This is a genomic window from Bacillus sp. 1A (assembly GCF_052682215.1).
Genome location: NZ_JBQYLZ010000001.1, coordinates 6,055,001 through 6,080,336, shown reverse-complemented (window position 1 = coordinate 6,080,336; position 25,336 = coordinate 6,055,001). Strand labels below are relative to the sequence as shown.

26 protein-coding genes are annotated in these 25,336 nt (G+C 35.9%); 15 read left to right on the top strand and 11 right to left on the bottom strand.

Annotated features, from left to right (window positions below; translation table 11 throughout):
- Positions 1-40 precede the first annotated feature (40 nt).
- Both pflA and ACUN0F_RS31145 read left to right on the top strand, forming a co-directional pair.
- Positions 41-772, top strand: a complete 732-nt coding sequence (gene pflA / locus ACUN0F_RS31150; protein WP_000589742.1) for a pyruvate formate-lyase-activating protein — start codon at positions 41-43, stop codon at positions 770-772.
- A gap of 412 nt (positions 773-1,184) precedes the next feature.
- Positions 1,185-2,351 (top strand): diglucosyl diacylglycerol synthase, encoded by a 1,167-nt coding sequence (locus ACUN0F_RS31145; protein ID WP_264462709.1) that lies wholly within the window; start codon positions 1,185-1,187, stop codon positions 2,349-2,351.
- A gap of 369 nt (positions 2,352-2,720) precedes the next feature.
- Here the strand turns inward: ACUN0F_RS31145 and ACUN0F_RS31140 are convergent, their stop codons facing one another.
- The 4 genes from ACUN0F_RS31140 to ACUN0F_RS31125 all read right to left on the bottom strand — a co-directional run bounded on the left by ACUN0F_RS31140 (position 2,721) and on the right by ACUN0F_RS31125 (position 5,926).
- Positions 2,721-2,840 (bottom strand): YfhE family protein, encoded by a 120-nt coding sequence (locus ACUN0F_RS31140; RefSeq protein ID WP_000358487.1) that lies wholly within the window; start codon positions 2,838-2,840, stop codon positions 2,721-2,723.
- Between the two features lie 110 nt (positions 2,841-2,950).
- The gene (locus tag ACUN0F_RS31135) at positions 2,951-3,508 is read right to left on the bottom strand and encodes a GNAT family N-acetyltransferase (RefSeq protein ID WP_000914737.1); all 558 of its coding nucleotides are present in this window, start codon (positions 3,506-3,508) and stop codon (positions 2,951-2,953) included.
- A 241-nt stretch (positions 3,509-3,749) separates the two neighbouring features.
- A complete protein-coding gene (locus ACUN0F_RS31130; RefSeq protein WP_000698306.1) occupies positions 3,750-4,880 on the bottom strand; it encodes an amidohydrolase in 1,131 nt (376 codons plus the stop codon).
- A 140-nt stretch (positions 4,881-5,020) separates the two neighbouring features.
- Entirely contained in the window at positions 5,021-5,926 is a 906-nt protein-coding gene (locus ACUN0F_RS31125) for a TIGR01777 family oxidoreductase (RefSeq protein ID WP_264462710.1), read from the bottom strand.
- 81 nt (positions 5,927-6,007) lie between these two features.
- Here ACUN0F_RS31125 and recX point away from each other — a divergent pair, with 81 nt between their 5' ends.
- Entirely contained in the window at positions 6,008-6,820 is an 813-nt protein-coding gene (gene recX, locus ACUN0F_RS31120) for a recombination regulator RecX (protein WP_087982358.1), read from the top strand.
- A gap of 10 nt (positions 6,821-6,830) precedes the next feature.
- Positions 6,831-7,148 (top strand): YfhH family protein, encoded by a 318-nt coding sequence (locus tag ACUN0F_RS31115; RefSeq protein WP_001057030.1) that lies wholly within the window; start codon positions 6,831-6,833, stop codon positions 7,146-7,148.
- A gap of 64 nt (positions 7,149-7,212) precedes the next feature.
- Here ACUN0F_RS31115 and ACUN0F_RS31110 read toward each other — a convergent pair whose 3' ends face one another.
- Both ACUN0F_RS31110 and ACUN0F_RS31105 read right to left on the bottom strand, forming a co-directional pair.
- Positions 7,213-7,365: a YpzG family protein gene (locus ACUN0F_RS31110; RefSeq protein WP_000122093.1), complete on the bottom strand. Its 153-nt coding sequence runs from the start codon at positions 7,363-7,365 to the stop codon at positions 7,213-7,215.
- 46 nt (positions 7,366-7,411) lie between these two features.
- Positions 7,412-7,570 carry a small, acid-soluble spore protein K gene (locus ACUN0F_RS31105; protein WP_000517891.1) on the bottom strand — a complete coding sequence of 53 codons (159 nt, stop codon included), beginning with the start codon at positions 7,568-7,570 and terminating at the stop codon, positions 7,412-7,414.
- A gap of 123 nt (positions 7,571-7,693) precedes the next feature.
- On the opposite strand from ACUN0F_RS31105, the gene ACUN0F_RS31100 reads away from it, so the two are divergent.
- Positions 7,694-7,960, top strand: a complete 267-nt coding sequence (locus ACUN0F_RS31100) for a YfhJ family protein (protein WP_000997857.1) — start codon at positions 7,694-7,696, stop codon at positions 7,958-7,960.
- 24 nt (positions 7,961-7,984) lie between these two features.
- Here ACUN0F_RS31100 and ACUN0F_RS31095 read toward each other — a convergent pair whose 3' ends face one another.
- Positions 7,985-8,965, bottom strand: a complete 981-nt coding sequence (locus ACUN0F_RS31095; RefSeq protein WP_046953680.1) for a metal-dependent hydrolase — start codon at positions 8,963-8,965, stop codon at positions 7,985-7,987.
- A gap of 150 nt (positions 8,966-9,115) precedes the next feature.
- Here ACUN0F_RS31095 and mutY point away from each other — a divergent pair, with 150 nt between their 5' ends.
- Entirely contained in the window at positions 9,116-10,213 is a 1,098-nt protein-coding gene (gene mutY / locus ACUN0F_RS31090; protein WP_046953679.1) for an A/G-specific adenine glycosylase, read from the top strand.
- A gap of 187 nt (positions 10,214-10,400) precedes the next feature.
- Here the strand turns inward: mutY and ACUN0F_RS31085 are convergent, their stop codons facing one another.
- Entirely contained in the window at positions 10,401-10,625 is a 225-nt protein-coding gene (locus ACUN0F_RS31085; protein ID WP_048542097.1) for a hypothetical protein, read from the bottom strand.
- 124 nt (positions 10,626-10,749) lie between these two features.
- Here ACUN0F_RS31085 and ACUN0F_RS31080 point away from each other — a divergent pair, with 124 nt between their 5' ends.
- The 4 genes from ACUN0F_RS31080 to ACUN0F_RS31065 all read left to right on the top strand — a co-directional run bounded on the left by ACUN0F_RS31080 (position 10,750) and on the right by ACUN0F_RS31065 (position 14,076).
- Positions 10,750-11,031 (top strand): gamma-type small acid-soluble spore protein, encoded by a 282-nt coding sequence (locus ACUN0F_RS31080; RefSeq protein WP_000039039.1) that lies wholly within the window; start codon positions 10,750-10,752, stop codon positions 11,029-11,031.
- Positions 11,032-11,219: 188 nt separating this feature from the next.
- Positions 11,220-11,480, top strand: a complete 261-nt coding sequence (locus tag ACUN0F_RS31075) for a YgaB family protein (protein WP_000997582.1) — start codon at positions 11,220-11,222, stop codon at positions 11,478-11,480.
- Positions 11,481-11,730: 250 nt separating this feature from the next.
- Positions 11,731-12,261: a nucleoside tri-diphosphate phosphatase gene (gene ntdP / locus ACUN0F_RS31070; RefSeq protein WP_000506626.1), complete on the top strand. Its 531-nt coding sequence runs from the start codon at positions 11,731-11,733 to the stop codon at positions 12,259-12,261.
- A 54-nt stretch (positions 12,262-12,315) separates the two neighbouring features.
- The gene (locus ACUN0F_RS31065; protein ID WP_264462712.1) at positions 12,316-14,076 is read left to right on the top strand and encodes an ABC transporter ATP-binding protein; all 1,761 of its coding nucleotides are present in this window, start codon (positions 12,316-12,318) and stop codon (positions 14,074-14,076) included.
- 15 nt (positions 14,077-14,091) lie between these two features.
- Here the strand turns inward: ACUN0F_RS31065 and ACUN0F_RS31060 are convergent, their stop codons facing one another.
- The 3 genes from ACUN0F_RS31060 to hemL all read right to left on the bottom strand — a co-directional run bounded on the left by ACUN0F_RS31060 (position 14,092) and on the right by hemL (position 21,373).
- Complete coding sequence (locus tag ACUN0F_RS31060; protein WP_000765792.1) at positions 14,092-15,180, bottom strand: aromatic acid exporter family protein; 1,089 nt, start codon at positions 15,178-15,180, stop codon at positions 14,092-14,094.
- A gap of 259 nt (positions 15,181-15,439) precedes the next feature.
- Positions 15,440-19,876, bottom strand: a complete 4,437-nt coding sequence (locus ACUN0F_RS31055; RefSeq protein ID WP_445540733.1) for a glutamate synthase-related protein — start codon at positions 19,874-19,876, stop codon at positions 15,440-15,442.
- A gap of 198 nt (positions 19,877-20,074) precedes the next feature.
- Positions 20,075-21,373 carry a glutamate-1-semialdehyde-2,1-aminomutase gene (hemL, locus tag ACUN0F_RS31050; RefSeq protein ID WP_000673249.1) on the bottom strand — a complete coding sequence of 433 codons (1,299 nt, stop codon included), beginning with the start codon at positions 21,371-21,373 and terminating at the stop codon, positions 20,075-20,077.
- Positions 21,374-21,500: 127 nt separating this feature from the next.
- Here hemL and ACUN0F_RS31045 point away from each other — a divergent pair, with 127 nt between their 5' ends.
- The 5 genes from ACUN0F_RS31045 to bcp all read left to right on the top strand — a co-directional run bounded on the left by ACUN0F_RS31045 (position 21,501) and on the right by bcp (position 25,065).
- Positions 21,501-22,514, top strand: a complete 1,014-nt coding sequence (locus ACUN0F_RS31045) for an ABC transporter ATP-binding protein (protein WP_000843640.1) — start codon at positions 21,501-21,503, stop codon at positions 22,512-22,514.
- Positions 22,507-23,298: an ABC transporter permease gene (locus tag ACUN0F_RS31040; RefSeq protein ID WP_000521523.1), complete on the top strand. Its 792-nt coding sequence runs from the start codon at positions 22,507-22,509 to the stop codon at positions 23,296-23,298. The genes ACUN0F_RS31045 and ACUN0F_RS31040 overlap by 8 nt, the downstream gene beginning before the upstream one ends.
- Positions 23,299-23,302: 4 nt before the next feature.
- Entirely contained in the window at positions 23,303-24,088 is a 786-nt protein-coding gene (locus ACUN0F_RS31035) for an ABC transporter permease (RefSeq protein ID WP_000639386.1), read from the top strand.
- Between the two features lie 72 nt (positions 24,089-24,160).
- Positions 24,161-24,565 (top strand): potassium channel family protein, encoded by a 405-nt coding sequence (locus ACUN0F_RS31030; RefSeq protein ID WP_000964347.1) that lies wholly within the window; start codon positions 24,161-24,163, stop codon positions 24,563-24,565.
- Between the two features lie 44 nt (positions 24,566-24,609).
- Positions 24,610-25,065: a thioredoxin-dependent thiol peroxidase gene (bcp, locus tag ACUN0F_RS31025; protein ID WP_046958137.1), complete on the top strand. Its 456-nt coding sequence runs from the start codon at positions 24,610-24,612 to the stop codon at positions 25,063-25,065.
- Positions 25,066-25,336: the final 271 nt, after the last annotated feature.

Below are 25,336 nucleotides of genomic sequence, written 5' to 3'. Positions count from 1 at the left end.
AATAGCAGAGGGGGGCTGCTTCAATAAAGGAGGAAGTAACATGATAAAAGGAAGAATTCATTCTGTAGAGTCTTGTGGTACTGTTGATGGCCCAGGAATTCGTTATGTCATATTTACACAAGGGTGTTTATTACGTTGTCAATACTGTCATAATGCTGATACGTGGGAGATCGGTAAAGGAAAAGAAATAACAGTTGAAGAAGTAATGCAGGATGTGACATGTTACCTTCCTTTTATTGAAGCTTCTGGAGGCGGTATAACAGTTAGTGGTGGTGAACCATTATTACAGCTAGATTTCTTAATTGAATTATTTAAGAAATGTAAGGAAGTTGGAATTCATACAACAATTGATTCTTCGGGTGGTTGTTATTCTGAAGAACCAGAATTCCAAAATAAGCTAGATATTTTAATGGATTACACAGATTTAGTTTTATTGGATTTGAAACATATTGATTCAAAGAAACACCGTAAATTAACAGGGAAACCAAATGAACATATTTTACAATTTGCTCGTTATTTATCGGATAAAAATAAACCAATTTGGGTAAGACACGTATTAGTTCCTGGTGTTACGGATAATGAAGAGGATCTACAAAAATTATCTAGCTTTATTCAAAGCCTGTCTAATGTTCAGAAAGTTGAAGTGCTACCATATCATAAGCTTGGTGTATATAAATGGGAGGCACTTGGGCATAAGTATCCACTCGCGAATGTAGAACCACCTACTGAAAAAAATGTAGAGCAAGCAAGACATATTTTACAAGCAGTCTAATCCAAATATTGGATTAGGCTTTTTGCTTTCTTTACAATAAAACCTAGAGTATGTATATAGAAAAGAGTATACTGAAAATAGAATATCCATATTTTTGTAAGGAATAAGTGGAGAAATTTACATAATTGTAAAGGGAAATCAAAATAGTAAAAAGAATTAAGAAGTAAAAGAGTGAGTATCATGGAATAGAGAACATTTGTAAGTTATTGCGAAAGCTCTTATAGGAAAGTATAATGTAAAGATATGAGCACAGATAGGATTAAGGGGTCAATCTTATATGCTTTGCATATCCACGACAGGTACATAGCTGAAAGAGAAGTATTAGAATCTGTTTATGTAATTTTTAAGGAAAATGTTTTTCCTATTGTCGTATATGCAATATGGAGAAACAATAAGCTAGGAGTGGATTTGTTTGATAAAAAACCCCAAGGTTTTAATATTAACTGCACATTACGGTAATGGTCATGTGCAAGTAGCGAAAACATTAGAGCAAACATTTCGCCAAAAAGGAATTAAAGATGTAATTGTATGCGATTTGTTCGGAGAATCACATCCAGTTATAACCGATATTACAAAATATTTATATTTAAAAAGTTATACAATAGGAAAAGAATTATACCGCTTGTTTTATTATGGCGTAGAAAAAATTTATGATAAAAAAATAGCATCTTGGTATGCGAACTTTGGAAGAAAACGTTTGAAATTACTTTTACAAGCAGAGAAACCGGATATTGTTATTAATACTTTTCCGATCATAGCTGTACCAGAGTTAAAAAAGCAAACAGGTATTTCAATTCCTGTGTATAACGTATTAACGGATTTTTGTGTGCACAAAATATGGATTCATCGGGAAGTAGATCGTTATTTTGTAGCAACTGATCACGTAAAAAAAATTATGATTGATATTGGTGTGCCCGCGGAGCAAATTGTTGAAACTGGAATTCCGATTCGTAGTAGTTTTGAGCTGAAGATCAATCCAGACATTATATATAATAAATATCAGTTATGTAAGAATAAAAAGATTTTACTAATTGTAGCAGGTGCTCATGGGGTATTAGGAAGTGTAAAAGAACTATGCCAATCATTTATGTCAGTACCTAATTTACAAGTAGTTGTCGTTTGTGGAAAAAATGAAGCGTTAAAACAGGATTTATTAGGGGTTCAGGAAAAAAATCCTGATGCATTAAAAGTATTTGGTTATGTTGAAAATATCGATGAATTATTCCGTGTTACTTCTTGTATGATTACGAAGCCGGGCGGTATTACGTTAAGTGAAGCGGCAGCGTTGCAAGTACCTGTCATTTTATATAAGCCTGTTCCAGGACAAGAAAATGAAAATGCGATGTACTTTGAAAGAAAAGGAGCTGCAGTTGTCATTCGTGATGATAGTGAGGTTTTTGCAAAGACAGAGGCGTTATTACAAGATGATATGAAGCTTCTTCAAATGAAAGAAGCGATGAAAAGCATTTATCGTCCGGAGCCAGCTGGTCATATTGTGGATACAATTTTGGCAGAAAATCATGTAGAACCGAATCATATACCTATTAAATCACCTGCTCTTGCACAATTATTTACTTAATATGAAACCCTCTTTTATATGTTTAAAGAGGGTTCTTTATTGTTTTATAAGATAAAGTAGTAACTTATCCACATGAAGATTACGCTTTCATTAAACAGTAAAGTCAAAATATTAACAACTATATCCACATTGTCCACAATTTTTAGAAAACTATCCACAACTCTAACATTTACTATGCGTTACAACATATAAACTTGTGAAGGATTCGTTGAATTTATTCACAATTCTATAAATTGTGTGGATAACTTTATCCACACAAAAAAGGTTCCTTATTTATAAGGAACCTTTTTGTCTATTCTATCACGTAGAAAAAATATGTAATGAGAATGAATAATTAGGGGGGAAAACGTCTAATTATTCATTCTCACTTTAAATACTTTTCGAGCGATAACCCGCTGCGCGATCTGCTTTGCGAAATTCTCGTTGGTAAAGAACTTCTTGTGTACTAGATAATGTGTTTTTTGTTTTGTCACGTTTCTTTTTATCCATTACAAATCACCTCGTGTCCTAAAGTCACTATCTATCGTTTCCAAAGACATAGGGTGATATACGTATATGGCAAAATGTTAATGATTAATTATTTTTTCTGGAAATTTAGATTATGCTTCTTTTAATTGGTGAGCATCTTGGAACGTTGTATCTCGCATTGTAGCAAGTGTATATTGATCTTTTGGGATTTCATATAAGTTATATACTTCTTCATTTGCGTTAATTTCATCATAAACGGCTTTTCTTGTTTCGTTTGCTAGATTTACATATTGTAGTTTTTCGGCAGCTTTAATAGAACGAATATTTATTTTACGAATACGCATAAAGATTGTTTCAATATCTAATTCATAGAAAAGTTCACTAAAAAATGAATCTTTCGCCAATTTATTATAGCCTTTTCCATGATAGGGTTTGCCAAGCCATGTTCCGAGAAATCCGGCTTTTTCTTGCACATCAAATAAAGTAATTGTTCCGATAGGGTTACCCCATTCATCTAAAATTGTGCGTGAAATTAATTCCCCACGCTCTTCAGCTTCAATCGTTTGTTTCGTTAAAAATAAATACTCTTCATAAGAATAAGCCTTTTGACGCACAAAAGGGAAGACAGCTGGGTCCACCATTAACTCGTATAGAACGTGGCTGTCGTGTAAGTCGCGTTTTTTCAACATACTAACTCCTCCTCACACGAGGGTAGCATGACGAAAAAACACCCCACCCTCGAAATTTTTATATCAATCTTTAAAAAATTTCGGGGTGGGAATCGAACCCACTAGAACCAGTTTCTAACGCTGGTGGCGCACCATTTGCCTTCCCCATTCATCAATTTGAAAATGATAATCACGACACAAATTGATTATGGTTTCATTCAGTTTATAATCGTATAATACTTTATCTAGTCAAAAAAATAAACTAGTTTTTTTTATTTTTTTTGTAAATTATTTTTCCATCAATCATGGTTAGTACAGGCTTGGCTAAATAATGGAAAGGATGATGAGTCCATAACACAAGATCAGCGTCTTTTCCAACCTCAATGCTTCCAATTCTATCCTCTAAACGTAAATTTCGTGCTGGAAATATGGTGATTCCTTCTAGTGCAGTTTTTTCGTCTAATCCTTCTCTTACTGCGACAGCAGCACAAATATTTAAATATTGAATTGGTGTATAAGGGTGATCTGTTGTTATAGAAACTTCCACTCCATTTTTCGATAATATATGGTAAGTATCCCATGTTTTGTTTTTAAGTTCGATTTTAGAACGGCGTGTAAGAGTGGGGCCAACTGAAACCTTCAAATTGTGTTTCGAAAGCTCTTCAACAATAAAGTGTCCTTCTGTACAATGTTCAATACGTAAATCGAGATTGAACTCTGTTGCAAAGCGTAGAGCAGAACTAATATCATCTGCTCTGTGAGCGTGGATACGTACGGGTATTTCGCGGCGTAATGCTTTTAAGATAGGAAGCATTCGAAAATCAGCTTCATGCCCGTAGTGCTGTGCTTCATAGAATGATTCCCGAAGTAATCCCATAATTCCCATACGTGTTATGGATTCTTTTGTTCCATTACTATGGACCTTTTTAGGATTTTCTCCAAAGGCAATCTTTAAGCCGGCAGGTTCTTGAATAATCATATGATCAATACAAGTTCCAGCTGTTTTTATTACACAAGTCGTACCACCGATAATGTTTTGACTTCCTGGCATAACGTGAACAGTTGTGATTCCGTTTTGTACAGCATCTTGAAATGCAATATCAAAAGGGTGGATTCCGTCCAAAGAACGGATATGTGGTGTTGAAACTTCAGATGTTTCATTTGCATCATTGCCAGCCCAACCAGTACCTTCATCATAGAGACCAAGATGAGTATGGACATCAATAAATCCAGGTAAAAGATGAAGAGCACGAGCGTCTATAACTGTCATATCTTGAGTAGGTTGAATGGAAGGCTTGACCTCGGCAATTCTTTCTCCTATAACGAGTACATCCCCTTGAAATTTTTGGGATGTAATAGGATAGACAATGGCTTGTTTGAGCAATATTTTCATAGGTACCTCATTTCTGTTACTTTACAATGTTAATGGAATTTAAGGGAAAGTAACTGAAAGGTTATTTGTGTAATAATGCTCCGGATTCTAGAAAATGAAAGTTTTAAAAGGGGACCCTGTAAAACTGTGTTTTAGAAGTACTACATTGTATGCGAAAGTATATTTTGTAATGCATGGTCTATTGCCGGAAATGTGTATTGATACCCATGTTCAATTGCTTTACTAGGTACTACATGTTGTCCTTCGAGTACAAGTATACTCATCTCACCTAATAAAGTGTGAAGCATAAATGAAGGGACAGGTAACCAATGAGGTTTTTTCATTATAGTTGCAATGGTTTCTCCAAATTCCTTCATTCTTATAGGTAGGGGAGCTGTAATGTTAAAAGGGCCATCAATTTCTTCTTTGTGTATGATGAAATCAATTAGGCGAACGACATCGTCTATATGAATCCATGATAACCATTGGTTTCCAGATCCAATTGTACCTCCAATATAGAATTGATAGGGGAGTAGCATTTTGGGAAGAGCTCCTCCGTCTGCGCCTAATACAACTCCAAGTCTTGCGTAGATTGTTCGCATTCCAAGAGAACGTGCTTTAGATGCTTCTTGTTCCCATGAATATACTGTATTTGCTAAAAAGTCATTTCCAGGAATCTCATGCTGTTCTGTAAAAGACTCAGTTTCAGACGTTCCATAGTATCCAATAGCACTTGCGTTAATAAATGTATTTGGCTTTGTACCAAGTGTTTGCAATTGTTTAATGAGTCCTTTTGTTGTTTGAATTCGACTTTTTAAAATGGATTCCTTTTGTTTCTTTGTCCATCTACTATTAATAGACTCTCCAGCTAGATTAATAACTACATCGATAGAAGAGAGGGGGAAGGTTTGTAAATCTGGTGTCCATTGTACATACTGAAGGTTAGGGTGGGAAGTTTCAGTAGTTTTGTTTCGAGTAAGAATGTAAACATTATATCCTTTTTGAATAAAAAAAGTAGAAAGGTATTTACCGATAAAGCCGGTACCACCAGAAATTGCGATTCTCACAATTATTTCCTCCTCATTATATATATTCTTGAAAAGCAAAAACGTTCCTTGACTATGTTAAAATAATAGAGAGGTGAGAGTATGGCTGTCATTACAAAAATAGAAGTGCAAAAACGATCGAAAGAACGATTTAATATTTATATTGATAAAGGTCAAGGTGAAGAATACGGATTTAGTGTGGATCAAGTAATCTTAATGAAACATGGATTACAAAAAGGATTAGAAATTGATGAAATAGCGTTAGGGAATATTTTATACAATGAAGAGGTACAAAAAGCATATTTACAAGCAATTTCCTATCTATCCTATCAAATGAGAACAAAAAAAGAAGTAGAAGACTATTTACGAAAAAAAGAAGTGGGACAGGCCGTCATCTCTGAAGTCGTTTCGAAATTATTACATGATCGATATATTAATGATAAAGAGTACGCTGTTTTATATACGCGAACGCAAAGTAATGTGAATCGAAAGGGTCCAACTGTTATTAAAAGAGAGTTATTAAATAAAGGTGTTCAGGATCTAATTATTACACATAGTTTACAAGAATATCCGAAGGAAAAGCAAATTGAGAATGCTTTACTTCTTATAGAAAAGAAGAAAAGGTCTTATCAAAAGCATTCCTTTTTACAAATGAAGCTTAAGTTAGACGAAATGCTTGTTCGTAAAGGGTATTCTAGAGATGTGATTCAAATTTGTTTGGAAGAATTGAAAGACGAAAAAGATGACGAACAGCAACAAGAAGCGTTACACTATCATGGGAATAAATATTATGAGAAATATAAGAAGTATGATGGATGGACATTCGAAAATAAGATGAAACAAGCGTTATATCGCAAAGGGTTCTCTATGGATGAGATAGAGATATTTTTGCAGATGAAACGTGAAGAGGGATGAGGGGAATAAGATGAATATGCCAAAGCGCTACAGTGAAATGACACCACATGAGCTAAGGGAAGAAATTGGGGTTTTGAAAGAGCAAGCAATAAAGGCAGAGCAGCTTGGTATTGTAAATGAGTTCGATGTATTAATGCGCAAGATGGCAATGGCTCGTGCTTATATGACTGATATAAACAAATTCCATATTGGTGAGACATATGAATTAGTAGAAGAACCTGGTATATTATTTGAAATTACGTATTTCAACGGGGTATTTGCTTGGGGACATAAGCAAAATGATAATGAAGAGATTGGAATACCAATTTCTTTATTGCAAGAAAAATGAAAACCAGAGAGCGAATATCTCTCTGGTTTTCATCTTTGGTAGGCGTTACAGGAGATAGGAGATTCTAAAATTGGCGTTTTTTACATTCATTCGCCAGTATAATGAGAGACTGGGTTTGTTGCGTCTGTCCGTTAACTTGCGCTTTTGCATGTTTCGGACGAGTCCACGTATGGTTAAATAATTCAGAACGACTATCTAAGCGATCACGGTAGCTCATCTTTATCACCTCGTGTAGGAAGTTAATTTTTTAGGTTGTACCTGAACTATTCTTCCTGCTGATTTGCAGCACGCATACGTTCTTGTGGGTGCGTGTTAATTGTGCCGTTAGGTCGTTTCGAAGCGAAGCGTGATTTCGCTTTCGGCTGACCATCGATTTTGCTGTTGTTTTTTGACTCAGACCAAAATTCGGCTTGTTTACCCATTGCGAACGCCCTCCTCATCATCAGTTGATACCTCTTTAAGAAGTATCACTTATAGAATGTGCAAAATAGAGGAAACTATCCTTTAGAAATTAAGGGAATAAATAGGTAAAAGGAGAATAGAACATGAATGATATTCACGAAACATTAACAAAAGAATTGTTAGACAAAAATGACAAACTTTCTTACGCACAAGCTCGTGCGTGGGTTGAATTATTGTGGGAAGACTTTCAAACAACTTATGCTAAATCAGGTCGTTATCAAGGTGATGAAATGACTGAACAAGTGGTACGAACATGGATTAATAATCATGGAGGTCGCCTTCATGAAATGCGTACAAATAATCCGAAATATAGCCATTTAATCAATCAAGAAGATCATTTGAAACATTAAAAAAAGCGACTTAAGTCGCTTTTTTTAATGTGGAAGTAATTCCAGTTTTTTTCGAAGTTTTTCTTCACTAAAAATCCATCCTGTATAGGAACTAATAATATTTAAATTGTGGTCGAGTTGAACGATTGCAACGAATGGATAATAATCTTTACTGCGATAGCGCAAATCAATGAAGCGAACTTCGTAATAATGATCATAATCGAAAATGTCCCAGCGATACACAGGGGAGAAAGATAGAAATGCTGAGATGTTTTCATCTTGTTTAGCTGCGCGCATAATAGTATTATCTGGGAACGGTACCCGGTCGAACTTATCATATATCATGATGTTACCACGATGCCATCTAGCAACGTAGTAATAATCAGTTGTAACGATTGCTAAATGATAATGATAAAATCTGTAAGAAGGGGAAATGATTATTTTCTCCACATGATTGAAACGTTTATATACGACGCTACGTATGTTTCTATGCATCATAATCCGTCCGATATAGTAAATAATCATCAATATATACGCTGCTAAAGCAGTATACCCTTTATGGGAACCTACAAGCATACAAGCAATCGCGAGTAGGTGGATAAAGAAAATGACGGTATCAAATGTATTAATGATGCCGAGTGCTACCCATTTTTTTGTGAAGGGCCGTAATGCCTGTGTACCGTAGGCGTTGAAAATATCTACAAAGACATGAAGAAAGACGGCAATAAATGACCAAAGTAGTAGATGCAAATATGGAGCGTCTGAAAAGAAGGCGAAAGAGATGCCACTTATAAGGAATGACCAAAGAATCACTGCAGGAATGGAATGAGTAATCCCGCGATGATTTCTTATATATTTAGCGTTATTACGCAATTTTAAAACTGTATCGATGTCAGGAATATTGGAACCGGCAATTGTAGCAAGCATAACTGCTTGTGGCCCGATATCACTTTGTGCTATGGCTGGATCTAACATTGCCAAACTGCCTAGAGTAACGCCCATAACAAGGTGAGTGGCTGTGTCCATAGAAATCCACCTCCGTTTTTTTATTAATGTAACTCTTTTTATTCGATACCTCAAGTCCTTTGCCTTCTATTTCCTATGTCATCTTACTTAAATTTTTTCCTAAAATCTTTATAATAGTACTTATATGCAAAAAAATGAGGGGGATCAAGTTTGACACTTGAAATATTAAATAATTTTAACATAGAGCAGTTTCAAAATGATTTAATTGGTTGGTTTGAAAAAGAGCAACGCGACTTACCGTGGCGTAAAAATAAAGATCCATACCGCGTCTGGGTTTCGGAAATTATGTTGCAGCAAACAAGGGTAGAAGCTGTAAAACCATATTACGCGAATTTTATGGGGAAGTTTCCTACTCTAGAAGCTTTGGCAAATGCTGGTGATGAAGAAGTGTTAAAAGCATGGGAAGGTTTAGGATATTATTCTAGAGCACGAAATTTACATGCGGCTGTAAAAGAAGTGAAAGAAGTATACGGCGGGATAGTACCAAGTGATGTAAAGAAAATTGAAAAATTAAAAGGAGTTGGCCCCTATACAAAAGGTGCTATTTTAAGTATCGCATATGGTATACCAGAGCCGGCAGTTGACGGAAATGTTATGCGTGTATTATCTCGCATTTTATCAGTATGGGATGACATTGCAAAACCGAAAACTAGAAAAGTGTTTGAAGAGATTGTACGTGAAATTATTTCGGCTGAAAATCCATCTTATTTTAATCAAGGTTTGATGGAATTAGGTGCACTAATTTGTATTCCAAAAAATCCATCTTGCTTACTTTGTCCTGTACGTGAACATTGCCGAGGATATGCTGAAGGTGTTCAAAAGGAGTTACCAGTAAAAAGTAAAGCGAAGGCTCCTACAATGGTACCGATTGTTGCAGGGGTACTTCAAACAGAAGATGGTCGTTACGTCATTAATAAACGTCCAAGTACCGGGTTATTAGCTAACATGTGGGAGTTTCCAAATGCTGAACTTGGGGAAGGGATTCGGAATCAGAAAGAGCAGCTTACAGATTATATGAAAGAAAAATTTGAGCTCTCGATTTCTATTGAAGAATACGCAATGAATGTACAACATACATTTACACATCGCACTTGGGATATATTTGTATTTTACGGAAAAGTAACTGGTGATATTGTTGAAACAGATACATTGAAATTTGTATCGAAAGAAGCATTTGAGCAGTTACCATTCTCGAAATCGCATCGTACGATTTATGAGAATTGCGTTGAGAAAATTACAATGCAATAAAGTGAAACTTTAATCAGTGGGGGTTTTCTTCATCCCCCACTGATTATTAGTTGAACTAATCGGACTTTTATGGGCAGTTGATCCCTCACCTAAATTCTTTGCTTTCGCTGCATTTTGAGGTGGGGGTCTTACTGCCCATTAAAGCGGGATAAATTAAAAAAGTGTTCCCTAGATTGGGAACACTTTTTTAATCGTAAGAAATTTTTGTCCCATGAGTCCAATTAGCTTCACCTTGTTGTAAGCCACCTCTTGATTCAATTTCTACTACAATTTCTTTATAGATACTCTGACCTTCTGCATTTAAATACGGCAAAATCTGTTGTAATGAGTGATGAAAATAAGCTAATTCATCTTCTTTCCACTCATTTTTTGAAACCATCGTTAGTTCAGTCATATCGCGTCCTATATACATATTTCCACCTCCATTTCCTATAGTTTGAATGAGTGATAAGAGATATATACGGAGATTAAAAAAAGAAAATCACGGATAACTTCTAAGTGAATTGGTTACATTATTGGTTGTGGAGGTGAGAAAGATGAGTAAAAAACAACAAGGTTATAACAAGGCAACTTCTGGTGCTAGCATTCAAAGTACAAATGCTAGTTATGGTACAGAGTTCGCGACTGAAACAAATGTACAAGCAGTAAAACAAGCAAATGCACAATCAGAAGCAAAGAAAGCACAAGCTTCTGGTGCACAAAGTGCAAACGCTAGTTATGGTACAGAATTCGCAACTGAAACAGATGTGCATGCTGTGAAAAAACAAAATGCACAATCAGCTGCAAAACAATCACAATCTTCTAGTTCAAATCAGTAATGAAAGAAAAACACTTCTCTAATTCGGGAGAAGTGTTTTCTTTGTGCCTGGGTCATGGTAATGAAAATAAAGTGAACGACATAACTTCTAATAAGTCAACAAATGTAGTCAAAGGAGAAGGAAGGTAAAGATGAGAAATATGTAATGAGGAATAATAACTGATAAATAAGTCCAAAAGGGGGTAAGTAATGAACGATTTTGATAAGTTGGTAGGAGAGCAATTGGAAACGATGGATGAGTTGTTAAAGTTACAAGCTCATCTAGAGAAGTATCAGCAAATTGAAATGAGCGAAAAGGATACGTGCGATAAAAAGGAATTACATTTTATCCGCCAAGAAATATATAGAACAGAATTAGCGTTAAAACTGTTACATGAGAAATTTGAAGAGCAAACAAATAGTGTGATTCAATCTTTTGAGACTGAAAAAATGATTTCGAATTTAGGGTAAGGCATGTTGTTACCTTCCGGTGAAAGGTCCTTCTTTAGATAGAAATAAGGAAGGGCTTTTTCTATTTCTATTTCCTCGTTTGTAAATCATTCAGCGAAGGCCCCGTCTCCTAAGAAGATTAGGGATATAGTATTCAGTGTGAAAAATAGAGTCTTGTCGCTTTAGTTTTAAAATTTCGACAAAAAAGTTATAATAGAAAAAAAGTGAATGCAGCTCAAAGGGCATTTGCAGTTGAAAGAAGGGAGCATATATGGGATTTCCCAAAGAAGGAGAAAAAGTACAAATACATAGTTATAAACATAATGGCTCCATTCATAGAATGTGGGAAGAGACAACAATTTTAAAAGGGACACAGAGCCTTGTGATCGGAGCGAATGATCGTACAGTAGTGACGGAATCAGATGGCCGAACATGGATTACTCGTGAACCAGCAATTTGTTATTTTCATGCAAACTATTGGTTTAATGTGATTGGGATGCTAAGGGAAGAGGGAGTATATTATTATTGTAATTTAGGCTCACCTTTTGCATATGATTCTGAAGCATTAAAGTACATTGATTATGATTTAGATATTAAAGTATATCCAGATATGACATATACGCTTTTAGATGAAGATGAGTATGAAAAGCATAGTCAAATTATGCAGTATCCACCTGTTATTGATACTATTTTAAAACGAAATGTAGCACAATTAACACAATGGATTCATCAAAGAAAAGGGCCATTCGCGCCAGATTTCGTAGATATGTGGTATGAAAGATATTTAATGTACAGAAATTAAAACAAACCTGCAGGGGATTTCCCGGCAGGTTTGTCCTATTAGAGGGGGGATTATGTGCAAGGTATAAAAAGATATTTGCAATTTGTTAAACCGTATCGATGGCTTATTGCTATTACGATTATGATTGGTCTAGTTAAATTCGGCATCCCGCTTATTATGCCGTGGTTATTAAAATATATTATCGATGATGTAATTCAAGGGGGAGGGTCACTTCAAGATAAAACATCCCAATTAGTAACAGCCGTTGGGATTGCTTTTTTTATTTTTGCAGTAGTAAGACCGCCAATTGAATATTATCGTCAATATTTCGCGCAGCGTATCGCAAATACAATACTATATGATTTACGAAAACATATTTTTGGTCATTTACAAAAGTTGAGTTTACGCTATTATTCGAATACAAAAACAGGGGAGCTTATTTCACGTGTAATCCATGATGTAGAACAAACGAAGGATTTTGTAATTACTGGTTTGATGAATGTTTGGCTAGATACGGCAACGATTGCTATTGCTATTATTGTTATGTTTTCTATGAATATAAAATTAACATTTGTTGCGTTATTAATTTTACCTATTTATGTAGTGGCAGTGAAATATTTTTTCGGGCGTCTTCGAAAATTAACGAAAGAGCGTTCGCAAGCTTTAGCAACGATGCAAGGGTATTTACATGAACGTATTCAAGGGATGCAAGTGACACGTAGTTTTGCATTAGAAGAGTATGAGGGGAAGCAATTTGAAAAAAGAAATAATGCATTTTTGACGAAAGCATTAACGCATACGAGTTGGACTGCAAGGACATTTTCGGTAGTGAATACGTTAACCGATTTAGGCCCGTTACTGGTGATCGGTTTTGCAGCATATGAAGTAATTCAGGGGCAGTTAACATTAGGGACTATGGTTGCCTTTGTTGGATATATGGATAGTTTGTATAGTCCGCTTCGCCGCCTTGTCAATTCCTCTACAACATTAACACAGTCTTTCGCATCGATGGATCGAGTGTTTGAATTGTTAGATGAAAAATACGATATTGTCAATGTGCCAAGTGCGGTACAAACGACAAAATTAAATGGTGAAGTGATATTTGATAATGTATCTTTTCGTTACAATTCGGATGAAAAAGAGATATTACATAACCTTTCGTTAACTATGTTGCCAGGAGAGAAGGTAGCACTTGTAGGAGCAAGTGGGGGAGGGAAGTCATCTCTTGCTAGCTTAATCCCACGTTTCTATGATGTTTCTTCAGGTGCAGTTTATGTAGATGGGATAGATGTTAGAAAGTATGATATGAGAAATTTACGTAGTCATATTGGAATTGTACTGCAAGATAATTTGTTATTTAGTGATACAATCGGGGCAAATATTTTATATGGAAACCCGAAAGCTACAGAGGAAGAAGTGATTGCAGCTGCTAAAGCTGCGCAAATCCATGATTTTATTATAGATTTACCTGATGGCTATGATACTGTCGTTGGGGAACGCGGTGTGAAGTTATCTGGTGGGCAAAGGCAACGTGTAGCGATTGCAAGAGTGTTTCTAAAGAATCCATCGTTACTTATATTAGATGAGGCGACTTCCGCTTTAGATTTAGAAAATGAACGGTATATTCAGCAGGCGCTTCAGACGCTAGCTGCTGATCGGACGACGATCGTAATCGCACATCGATTGGCGACGATTACACATGTGGATACGATTATTTACATTGAAGATGGTGAAATTAAAGAAACAGGTTCTCATGAAGAGTTAATGAAAAAAAGAGGGTTTTATTACAATTTATATCAACTTCAACATATAACAGAAACAGCTCCTTTAGCGTAAAAGGAGCTGTTTTCTTTATTCGTCTTCTTTTTTATCTTCGATTTGGAGTTCTGCTTCTGGTTTATGGTATGTGTAGAAGCTATCCACAAGTAAATCTAAATGCTCTACTTCTTCACTATAGTTAATAATGGCAGAAATAAGAGGGAAGAGGTGTAGCCATGTTTTATACGCTTCCTCATCGTCCTTGTTTTGATAATCCATAAAGATATCAATTAATTCTTGTTTACCTGTTTCAACTTCATCAAGCATTTCAACGGATTGTTGTTTTTTTGCTTTACCAATAAATTTTAATAAAACTTGTTCATGGTAATGGGTTAATGAGTCAAGTTCGTTTTGGATAGATTCCTGAAATTCTTCTGGCATATAGCGCAGTTCATTTTCAGTACGATGTAATGATTTTAACGTACTTAAAGCACGGCTTGTCGTCGCTAACATTTGTCTGAATAAAACGAGCTTACGAATTTTTGCGAACTTTACTTTTTTCGTGTAGCTTCTTTCTTCTTTATACAGCAAATAGTAATGGTTTAGTTTGATCATCTTTTCTTTCATACGATCAATATCAGTTTTTAGCGTTGTAAAATCAGAAGCTTGCCTGCTATTCATTCGAATCCATTTTACAATTTCTTCTGTATTATCAACGATACGATGATATAGTTTTGTTTCGTATTTTGGCGGCATAAACACTAAATTTACAAGTGAAGCCGCAATAATTCCAATCATAATCGTCGCAAAGCGAAGTAAGGCAAAACTAAAGAAATCGTCGCCCTGATACTCCATAATGGCGATAACTGTTACTAAAGCAATTGATATTGTGTTTTCTAATCGTAATTGTAACGTAAGCGCAATTACTAATATACATGTTAATCCAATAATAAAAGGATTATGTCCAAAAGCAGTAGCAAATACGATAGCGAATACGGCACCAATGACGTTTGCTTGAATTTGCTCAAGAGCTGTTAAATACGAGCGGTATACAGACGGTTGAACAGCGAATATAGCTGAGATTCCCGCGAATACTGGACTCGGTAATTGAAGTAAAATACAAGCAAATAAAGCTAATGTGATGGCAATACCCGTTTTTAAAATGCGAGCACCAAGTTTCATACCCTTAATAAGATCCTTTCTCTTGTCATAATGAATGTACAACATGATACTATACATTCATTACAATATGTTAGCAAGTGATATTTTAGTGACGTTAATAAGAAATTAAGATTCATTTTATACTTTTTCCTAATTCTTTTTAAACATCAATTTTTAGTGAAAAAACCTGCTGAATTTCAGCAGGTTTCAAATTGTTACTATAGATTACTATGAGAAGTGTACTTCGTCAATTTTTTCTTGAAAATGAAAAGTTGGTATATCACTCTGTTGAGATAGATGGATCAGCCTGCTCTTTTTTCGGGATAATTTCAAAAAACTGTGGCTGCATATCATCGAGTAACGGTGTTAATAAAGCAACTTCCTCGTATTGCTCATGTTCATTTAATACACGAATGTAATCTACCAATAACTCAGTCACATCTTGCACGCCGTTTTTACTAATTGGTTGTAATGTAACATTTGCCCCTTTTGCGATTCTTCTTTTTAAGGCGTGTTCTGTTAAACCCGAGCTTGAATCATGACGTAAATAAACAACACCACCAGTCATACCAGCACAAATCCATGGACCAGGATCCCCTAAAACAAGCGCTCGCCCATTTGTCATATATTCAAAAGCGAAACCTTTAATATTAGAGTATACACCTATATTCCCTTGCTCTTTTTCACGGAGTGGCTTTGTCATTCGCCCTCCAATTATCATGTCTGCTCCAGAGAGGCGAATGCCAGCGCGAGCATCAGCGTTACCTTGAACGTATAGCGATCCTTTTTGTGCACCGTACCCAAAACCTTTTCCGACAGAACCGTTATAATATATGCCGTCTTTTCCTTTTGCTTTCGTTATATAAATACCACCACCAAAGGAGGTTTTACCAATACCATCTTGTGCACCGCCATTTACGTGTATAAATAAGTTCTCACTATTATAAGCACCTAATCCATTTCCAGGAATAGAGCCATTCGTATACTTTAATGTAAGTGGTTCAAGCTTCGTGTCTTCATATAATTTACTACGAACGCGATAGCAAGATTCTAGACCACCCATAACGCGTTGCTCTACGCCAACGCCTATTAATTCCTTTGAATGAGGGGAATGAACTGTTTCAAATTGTTTTTCCGGTACGTATTCTGTTTTTGTAACAGATGGGTGTTCTATCGTTTGTAGTAAATTACATAAGTCTAATAAATTTTCGCCTCGAACTTGTTCTAATAAATCGGAATGTCCGACAATTTCTTGTAAATTTGTATAACCAAGATTTCCTGTTAATCGTTTTAGTTCTACGCCAAAAGTGGTGAATAAATGTAATAATCCAGCAACGGCGCTTTCTAATTCGCGCGGGACGAAGCGGCGTAATCCGTGTTCTTTCGCCTGAGCTTCAGAATCAATTTGTGTTGCAATTCCAACGTGACAAGTATCTAGATGACATCCGCGGCAAGTTGTACAGCCGATTGCAATCATGGATAATGTACCAAATCCAATACGGTTTGCCCCAAGGAGCATGATTTTCAAGGCATCATTAACACTTCGAATACCACCGTCAGCCCAAATTTCTACCTTTTGTCTCATATTTGCTTCTAATAAAGCATTGTGAGCGGCTTTCACACCAATTTCTACAGGAAGGCCTACATGTTGCAATGCGTGAATACGTGCGGCACCTGTACCACCATCAAATCCGCTAATGTTAATAAAGTCAGCACCAGCCTTTGCGATACCGACAGCAATTGTTCCGATGTTAGGGACAACAGGGACCTTTACAGCTACTTTCGCAAGTTGATTAGCCGTTTTAATTTCTGTAATCATTTGAGCTAAATCTTCAATGGAATAAATATCATGGTTGTTAGAAGGTGAAATTAAATCAGAGCCAATTGTAGCATTACGCGCTTCAGCGATTTTTGCTGTTACTTTTGAACCAGGCAAATGTCCGCCTTCACCAGGCTTTGCGCCTTGCCCAATTTTTATTTCAATTAAGTTTGATGAATTTAGTAGTTCGGCGTTTACACCAAATCGCCCAGATGCAACTTGTTGTCCACGTGTATGTGGATATTTTCCAATCATATCTTTAATTTCGCCGCCTTCACCGTTCAAGCTAATCATATTTAGCTGATCGGCCGCTTCTGCATATGCACGAAAGGCAATTTCATTTTGAGAACCGAATGACATGGAACTAATAATAAATGGTAAATCATGATTTTGAATGCTGATGGATACTTCTTCGGCCGGAACGACATGTTTTGTTTCTTTCGTTTGAACAAGATGTCTAATCGCGATTGGATTATTTTCTTCTAACTCACTTAATTTGTCACGGTAATCATCATAAGAATTTCCTTTTGCGACATCGCCGATTGCTTTCCAAATTCGCGGGAATATATGAAAAGATTTTCGCATTCTAACTTTAGGATTGTTATAATCATCCGCTCGCAATTGTGCATCTTCAGCAAGTGATTCAAGCGAAAAAGCTAAATCATTTGAACCGAAGAAATTTGTAATTTGTAATATATTTGCGATTTCCTCATGTAATCCGATAGAAGAATAGAGGCGACCGTAACCACGTAATTCATGAATTCCAATTGTTGAAATGACTTTTTCTAGTCCTTTATTAAGAGCATTATACAAATTCGTAATTGGCGTTTTTGTTCCATCATTTACGGTTGCAAATAATAAATATGGATTCATACCATCTGCTCCTAATCCATACAGTGTGACGATATCATGTAAAGAGCGAAGGGCACCAGAACGTATAACGAGAGAGCAGTTTCGGCGTAATTTATTTTCGCTTAATACTTGATGTACTTTAGCGGTAACTAAATGCGGATCAATCCATAACTGTTCATTTAGATGAGCGTTGGCATCGTCTATTAATAGTAGGGAAGCTCCATCGTTCACGGCCTTTATCGCTTCAGAACTAATTCGATTTAAGGCGCATTGTAAAGTTTCTGTCGGACTGAATGTAGCAGAGATTGTAGCGATAGAGCTATGAGTATTGAATAGCTGTATAAGTTGTTCGTACGTAATTGTGTGTAATTCCTCTGTAATAGATTGTGCTACACTTCCTTCTAAAATAATGGGGGAAAGCATCTCAACTACAAATGGCCGTTTAGCTCCGCTTAATAAACTTGGGCGCTCTCCAAGTATTGTTCGTGTGGAGAAGTGCTCGACCTCTCGATCACGATCGATTGCTGGATTTGTAACAACGGCTACACTTTCCTTAATGAAATCAGCGATATTTCGTCTACCAGTATCGAGTGCTGCAAGTGGTGAGTCATGCCCAAGTGAGCGAATTGGCTCAACGCCTTTTGTTGCCATCTGTTCAAGAAGCTGAATATGTTCTCGGTCCCATCCGAAAGCAACGTATTGTTTCGTTTCGACTTGTATAGAATCACATAATCCTGGGATTTCTTTCGTTTCTGGGATAGATAAGTTTAAATGATAATCTTTAGTATCAAATCGCTTTTTAAAACGGTTATATACTTGAGTTTGGTAGTCATCGTATTCGTAGAGTACAAGTTCATCTTGTTCATTCCACTTTAGACCGACTTTTTCTCCAGGAGCGAGTGGTTTCGGTTCTGCTACATATTCAGTTGGTGATACAACTCCAGGTTCAGAAGAGAAAACATAAGAACTCGCTGTCTCTACTTTCCATACTGGTCGTAGTCCAAGGGAATCAACGCTGAAAACAGCCTCATCTTTATAACGTGAAATAATACCAGCTGGACCTTGCGCAAAATGGCCCCAAGCTTCACGTATATACGTATATAAATCTTGTAAATGCGGTTCATATAGTTTCATTTCATTAATAATTGGTGGGAATAGTATATCCATTGCTTCAAATAAACTGTAGTCGTATTGAACAAGTAGAGTTTCTAAGGTGCGGTTTAAATCTTGGGAGTCACTGCCCCCAGCAGTAAGTGGAACATGAATCATGTCAGCTTGATCACGTAATTTTGCAATTGTGTTAATTTCACCATTATGTCCGAGAATGCTAAATGGTTGTACACGAAAAAAATTAGATAATGTATTAGTAGAATAGCGGTTATGTCCTAGTGTCATAGTTGAAGCGATAAGTGGATGTTGTAAATCATTGTAATAGGCAACAAGTGTATCCCCAGCGCCTAGAACTTTATATACAACATGGTCACGACTTAATGAAGCAACATGAATCGCTTCGTTTTCCTCTATTTTTATCGTTACTGAAAATAATGTTTGCTCAACATTTTCAACTTTATTTTCTGCGATAAGAGCAACTTGCCAAAATAAAGGTTCTTCCTGTTTACCAAGTGGACCGAGTGCATCGGAATTTATTACATCATCACTTTCAAAAATAATAGTAAAACTTTCGTTATTTAATTGCGTACGAATATGATTTTTTAAATTAACGATATTTGCGTTTTTGTTTAGAAAAAAATGTCCAACGATAAAGTGGGGATGATCCACAATCGTTGGATTGTATCCGTTATTTTTCAGCTTTTCATTCCAAAGTGCTTTTGGGACATCAATGTGAATTCCGATACCATCTCCTTCACCATTAATGAAACCAGCTCGATGATTCATTTTGACAAGTGATTGTATGCAAAGATCAATGTTTTCTTTCATGGCAACTTTTCGTTTCTCCATAACGGAAACGATTCCACACGCATCATGTTCTGCATTTTTATAATCTCGAAATAAAGACGGTGTCCATGTATTTGTTTTATTGAGCATCCGTCAATCCCCCCTCTTATTGAAGTTTGAATAATCTTACTATTTAAGGCGTGAGCAGCCTTGTATACAAAGGTAGTAAGGATATAAAAGAAATTTAAACAGATAATTATGAATAATTATACTATTAATGAGGGATTTATGAAATAGAAAAAAGGAAAAAAGAAAGATGTGCTTTCTTTTTTCCTTTTAATGGCGGGATTATTTATTATCCGCTAAAGCAGCGAATGCTCTGCCTACAGCTTCAATTGTATATTCAATATCTTCTTTTGTATGTTCTGTCGTTAAGAACCATGCCTCGTATTTAGAAGGTGCTAAGTTAACTCCTTCTTGAAGCATAAGCTTGAAGAATTTACCGAACATTTCACCGTCTGTATCTTGTGCTGCATCGTAATCTTCAATTGTATTTGTTGTGAAGTATACAGTTAAAGCACCTTTTAGTCGGTTTAATGTAATATCGATATTATGTTTTGCAGCTTGCTCTAAAATTCCCTTTTCAAGCATCGCACCAAGTTCATCTAATTTCTCATAAAGACCTTCTTGTTGAAGAACTTCTAGACAAGCGATACCGGATGCCATAGAAGCAGGATTTCCTGCCATTGTACCAGCTTGATATGCAGGTCCGAGCGGGGCAACTTGTTCCATAATTTCTTTCTTACCACCATAAGCACCGATCGGAAGTCCGCCGCCAATAACTTTACCAAGCGCTGTTAAGTCTGGTGTTACGCCAAGTAAGTCTTGAGCACCACCGTACATGAAGCGGAAAGCAGTAATAACTTCATCATAAATTACTAGTGCACCAGCTTCGTGAACAAGTTCATTCACTTTCTCAAGGAAGCCAGGTTTTGGCTCTACAATACCGAAGTTTCCAACAATCGGTTCTACAAGGATAGCTGCTACTTCGTGTCCCCATTTATCTAAAGCTTCTTTTAAGGTTTCTACATTATTAAATGGAACAGTAATAACTTCTTGAGCGATACTTTGTGGTACACCGGCTGAGTCAGGAGTTCCTAGCGTAGAAGGGCCAGATCCAGCTGCTACAAGTACTAAATCAGAATGACCGTGGTAACAACCAGCAAATTTCATAATTTTTGTGCGGCCTGTGTAAGCACGAGCGACACGAATTGTTGTCATTACTGATTCAGTACCAGAGTTTACGAAGCGGACTTTATCTAATGCAGGCATTGCTTCTTTTAACATTTTTGCAAATTTTACTTCTAGTGCTGTTGGTGTTCCGTAAAGTACACCATTTTCAGCAGCTGTTGTAATTGCTTTTGTAATGTGCGGGTGAGCATGTCCAGTAATAATAGGACCGTATGCTGCTAAATAATCGATATATTTATTTCCGTCTACATCCCAGAAATAAGCACCTTTTCCACGTTCCATAGCAACAGGAGCGCCGCCGCCAACTGCTTTAAAAGAACGAGAAGGACTATTAACGCCGCCAACGATATGTTCTAAAGCTTCTTTATGTAATGCTTCTGATTTTGTGAATTTCACTACAATTCATCTCCTTACAAAAATCTATGTATTATTCTAACATGTTTTTCGAAAAGACGTATTGTTTGTGATAGAGAAGGCAGTTGGGTAAACTATTCGTTGTGACATTTAGGAAGGGGGTCCGATTATGAAATCAGTAATTGAGGTACAAGGGTTACGTAAAGAGTTTACAGCCTATTCAAGTCGTCCGGGATTAAAGGGTGCTTTTCGCGATTTATTAAATCGTAATTATAAAATAGTACCAGCAGTAAATGATGTATCTTTTAATGTGAAACAAGGTGAAATGGTTGGATATATCGGTGAGAACGGTGCTGGTAAATCAACAACTATTAAAATGCTTACGGGGATTTTGACTCCGACATCAGGAGAAATTTTAGTAAATGGGATGAACCCGCATAAGCAGAGAGAAGAATTCGTAAGAACAATTGGTGTTGTTTTCGGTCAACGCTCACAACTTTGGTGGGATATTGCTGTACAAGAATCTTTTCGTTTATTAAAAAAAGTGTACGGTGTATCAGATGCTCAGTATAAAGAGCATATGGAACACGTGATTGAAACGTTAGATATTGGTCCTTTATTAGATAAGCCAGTTCGAAAGTTATCTCTAGGTCAAAGGATGCGTTGTGAATTAGCGGCAGCATTAATTCATAATCCGCCGTTATTATTTTTAGATGAACCAACAATTGGGTTGGATGTTCTTGTGAAATTAAAAATACGTGAATTTTTAAAAGAAATGAATGAACGTTACAAAACAACAATTTTATTAACAACCCATGATATTACTGATATTGAAGCTTTATGTGAGCGCGTTATCATGCTGGATGAAGGAAATATTATGTATGACGGTTCTTTAAATAATCTTCGTACGCAGTGGGGAGCAGAGAAGGAAATACATTTTCAATTTATTGCACCAGTTTCCTATCAGGCTTTATCAATGGTTATGCCAGATAGTCATGTCGTTTGGTCGAAAGCAAAAGAGGAAAACGCGTGGGTTGCAAAAATACCGAATGAAGAAGTTATCATTTCAATGCTTATTTCTAAAGTAGTACAAGCCTTTCAAATTAAAGATTTAAAAATTAACGAAGTGTCTACAGAGGAAATTATTCGTAACATTTATGAAGAAGGTATTAAACATGGGTAAGTACATTGAAATGATTCGGATTCGCTTTTTAATGATGCTTGCGTATCGTACAAACTATTATAGCGGGATTTTAATTTATACAATTAATATCGGTGCGTATTATTTTTTATGGCAAGCAATTTATAGTGGAAAAGAGAATATTGAAAGTTTATCTATTTCGCAAATGACTACTTATATCGCAATTGCGTGGATGGCACGTGCCTTTTATTTTAATAATATAGACAGGGAAATTGCGATGGAGATTCAAGAAGGACGTGTAGCAGTAGAACTCATTCGTCCATATAACTATTTAGGCATGAAAGTGATGCAAGGTCTTGGTGAAGGAATATTTCGTTTTGCTTTCTTTTCAATTCCAGGTATGGTTATCGTTACCTTATTATTTTCATTGCAAATTACAACGAATTTTCAAACGTGGTTATATTTCTTCTTATCTTTAATATTTAGTTTTATTATTAATACACAAATTAATTTAATGACGGGAATGCTCACGTTCTTCCTATTTAATAATAGTGGAATTATGTATGCAAAACGTGTTGTTATTGATTTATTTTCAGGTCTATTATTACCAATTAGTTTTTATCCGTTATGGGCCCAAAAAGCAATGGTATTTTTACCGTTTCAGGCTATTAGTTATATTCCGAGTATGATTTTTTCAGAAGGTATACAAGGAAGTAAATTGTATGAGGCATTATTATTCCAAGTAATTTGGGCAATTGTACTTATTATTCCAATTGTACTCATGTGGAGAACGGCGAGAAAACGTCTAATTGTACAAGGGGGATGATGAGATGATATATATAAACCTATTTTTGCAATATGCAAGCCAATATATAAAAACAAAATTGGAGTATCGGGGCGATTTTATCGTTGGATTACTTTCTGATTTAGCACTACAGGCTGTTAATTTAATCTTTATTCTCGTTGTGTTTGGGCATACACAAGCATTAAAGGGCTGGAGTAGAGAAGAAGTAATCTTTATTTATGGTTTCTTTTTAGTACCGTTTGCCATATTCTCAGCTTTCTTTAACATATGGGACTTTAATGATCGTTACATTATTAAAGGAGAAATGGATCGTATATTAACGAGACCGATTCATAGTTTATTTCAAATTATATTAGAAAGAATGGAACTTGAATCTTTAATTGGAGCGATTACAGGAATAATTGTAATGGGATATGCAGCAGTGGAGCTGCAATTATCTTTTTACTGGTACGATTTCTTCTTATTCTTACTGATGGTAGGAGGAGGAGCACTTGTATACGGAGGGATATTTGTTACGCTTGCGAGCCTTGGTTTTTGGTCGGATGCGAAAAGTTCAATTATGCCGCTAATGTATAACATAGGTAACTATGGTCGCTATCCTGTTAACATTTATAACCGTGTGATTCGCTTCATTTTAACTTTTGTTTTACCATTTGCGTTTGTCGGAGTGTATCCAGCAGCATACTTTTTAAGAAAAACAGAGTGGAATAGCTATGCATTTGCAACACCACTCGTTGGTGTTATCTGTTTTACGATTGCAATTACTCTTTGGAATCAAGGGGTAAAAAGGTACCGTGGTGCTGGGAATTAATTATAGAAGCTTGTTTGTTTCTAAGGGATAAATCCAATGGCTGTCTCATACATATAAAATGAGGTGGAGGACATGTTATGGGGATTTATTCTATTAATTGCAGCAATTGCTATTTTGAGAAGTGTCCAATTGTTATGGAGTTCATATTCAGATTCTAGGCGTTTCTTTTCGCTTTATAATTTAGCCTCCTTATTTTTAATTTATACAACGGTATTGATTGCGTTTGGGTTAAGTTATGTTGTATTAGAAGAAATGGGTTTTGCAGTTTTGAAGGAAGATGGAGAAAGCTTGCATGCCCAATCTTTTCAACTTGTAGAAATTTGCTTATATTTTAGCGCGGTTACTTTATTGTCCGTTGGGTACGGTGATATAGCTCCGATTGGAATAGGGAGATGGATTGCGATTGCAGAAGCGCTAATTGGATATACATTACCGTTTGCTTTTGTAATGAGGTCTGTAATAGACAATGAAAAATAAGATAGCATTTGATATAGTAAAAGAAAAGAGTAGGAGTGATAACAATGATCACAGTAGGAGAAATGGCTCCAGAATTTACATTAGAGGGAAGTAACGGGGAACAAGTTCGCTTAACTGATTTTCGTGGTAAAAACGTAGTGCTATATTTTTATCCGAAAGATATGACTCCAGGTTGTACAACTGAAGCATGTGATTTTCGCGATGCGTATGGATTATTTCAAGAGAAAGATACAGTTATTCTAGGTGTAAGTCCTGATTCAGCGAACAGACATCTGAAATTCATTGAGAAGCATGAGCTTCCATTTGTACTTTTAGTAGATGAAGATCATAAGGTAGCGGAATTATACGACGTTTGGAAATTGAAAAAGAACTTTGGAAAAGAGTATATGGGAATCGAGCGCTCTACATTCCTTATTAATAAAGACGGTGAGCTTGTAAAAGAGTGGCGTAAAGTGAAAGTGAAAGGACATACTGAAGATGTTCTTTCTTATATAAAGTAAATCCATTGTGGAGATAAAATATATAGAAGTAAGGCGAGTGTCTATACATATTTTATCGTCTTACATAAAGTGAAGTGTAGGGCATACCTCCTCAGATGATAGTATTCCAAGTGCGATTATGTCGCACTTTTTTCTATGTAAATGTATAGAAAATGGGGAAAGATACATAAGAATAAGGCTATATATAAAAATAAACCACATACTTATAGTAGAAATATTGACGATTTATAAGAAAAGGAGTACACTCTTTATAAGAATTATAAAATAATAA

Excerpts from the sequence above, each read along its gene's own strand:
- ACUN0F_RS31035 (WP_000639386.1), top strand. The coding sequence starts at position 23,303 with ATGATATATATAAACCTATTTTTGCAATATGCAAGCCAATATATAAAA.
- ACUN0F_RS31135 (WP_000914737.1), bottom strand. The coding sequence starts at position 3,508 with ATGTTGAAAAAACGCGACTTACACGACAGCCACGTTCTATACGAGTTA.
- ACUN0F_RS31030 (WP_000964347.1), top strand. The coding sequence starts at position 24,161 with ATGTTATGGGGATTTATTCTATTAATTGCAGCAATTGCTATTTTGAGA.
- ACUN0F_RS31060 (WP_000765792.1), bottom strand. The coding sequence starts at position 15,180 with ATGAAACTTGGTGCTCGCATTTTAAAAACGGGTATTGCCATCACATTA.
- ACUN0F_RS31110 (WP_000122093.1), bottom strand. The coding sequence starts at position 7,365 with ATGAGCTACCGTGATCGCTTAGATAGTCGTTCTGAATTATTTAACCAT.
- bcp (WP_046958137.1), top strand. The coding sequence starts at position 24,610 with ATGATCACAGTAGGAGAAATGGCTCCAGAATTTACATTAGAGGGAAGT.
- ACUN0F_RS31140 (WP_000358487.1), bottom strand. The coding sequence starts at position 2,840 with ATGGATAAAAAGAAACGTGACAAAACAAAAAACACATTATCTAGTACA.
- ACUN0F_RS31130 (WP_000698306.1), bottom strand. The coding sequence starts at position 4,880 with ATGAAAATATTGCTCAAACAAGCCATTGTCTATCCTATTACATCCCAA.
- ACUN0F_RS31105 (WP_000517891.1), bottom strand. The coding sequence starts at position 7,570 with ATGGGTAAACAAGCCGAATTTTGGTCTGAGTCAAAAAACAACAGCAAA.
- ACUN0F_RS31080 (WP_000039039.1), top strand. The coding sequence starts at position 10,750 with ATGAGTAAAAAACAACAAGGTTATAACAAGGCAACTTCTGGTGCTAGC.
- ACUN0F_RS31085 (WP_048542097.1), bottom strand. The coding sequence starts at position 10,625 with ATGTATATAGGACGCGATATGACTGAACTAACGATGGTTTCAAAAAAT.
- ACUN0F_RS31040 (WP_000521523.1), top strand. The coding sequence starts at position 22,507 with ATGGGTAAGTACATTGAAATGATTCGGATTCGCTTTTTAATGATGCTT.
- ACUN0F_RS31095 (WP_046953680.1), bottom strand. The coding sequence starts at position 8,965 with ATGGACACAGCCACTCACCTTGTTATGGGCGTTACTCTAGGCAGTTTG.
- ACUN0F_RS31100 (WP_000997857.1), top strand. The coding sequence starts at position 7,694 with ATGAATGATATTCACGAAACATTAACAAAAGAATTGTTAGACAAAAAT.
- recX (WP_087982358.1), top strand. The coding sequence starts at position 6,008 with ATGGCTGTCATTACAAAAATAGAAGTGCAAAAACGATCGAAAGAACGA.
- ACUN0F_RS31045 (WP_000843640.1), top strand. The coding sequence starts at position 21,501 with ATGAAATCAGTAATTGAGGTACAAGGGTTACGTAAAGAGTTTACAGCC.
- ACUN0F_RS31075 (WP_000997582.1), top strand. The coding sequence starts at position 11,220 with ATGAACGATTTTGATAAGTTGGTAGGAGAGCAATTGGAAACGATGGAT.
- pflA (WP_000589742.1), top strand. The coding sequence starts at position 41 with ATGATAAAAGGAAGAATTCATTCTGTAGAGTCTTGTGGTACTGTTGAT.
- ntdP (WP_000506626.1), top strand. The coding sequence starts at position 11,731 with ATGGGATTTCCCAAAGAAGGAGAAAAAGTACAAATACATAGTTATAAA.
- ACUN0F_RS31115 (WP_001057030.1), top strand. The coding sequence starts at position 6,831 with ATGAATATGCCAAAGCGCTACAGTGAAATGACACCACATGAGCTAAGG.
- ACUN0F_RS31055 (WP_445540733.1), bottom strand. The coding sequence starts at position 19,876 with ATGCTCAATAAAACAAATACATGGACACCGTCTTTATTTCGAGATTAT.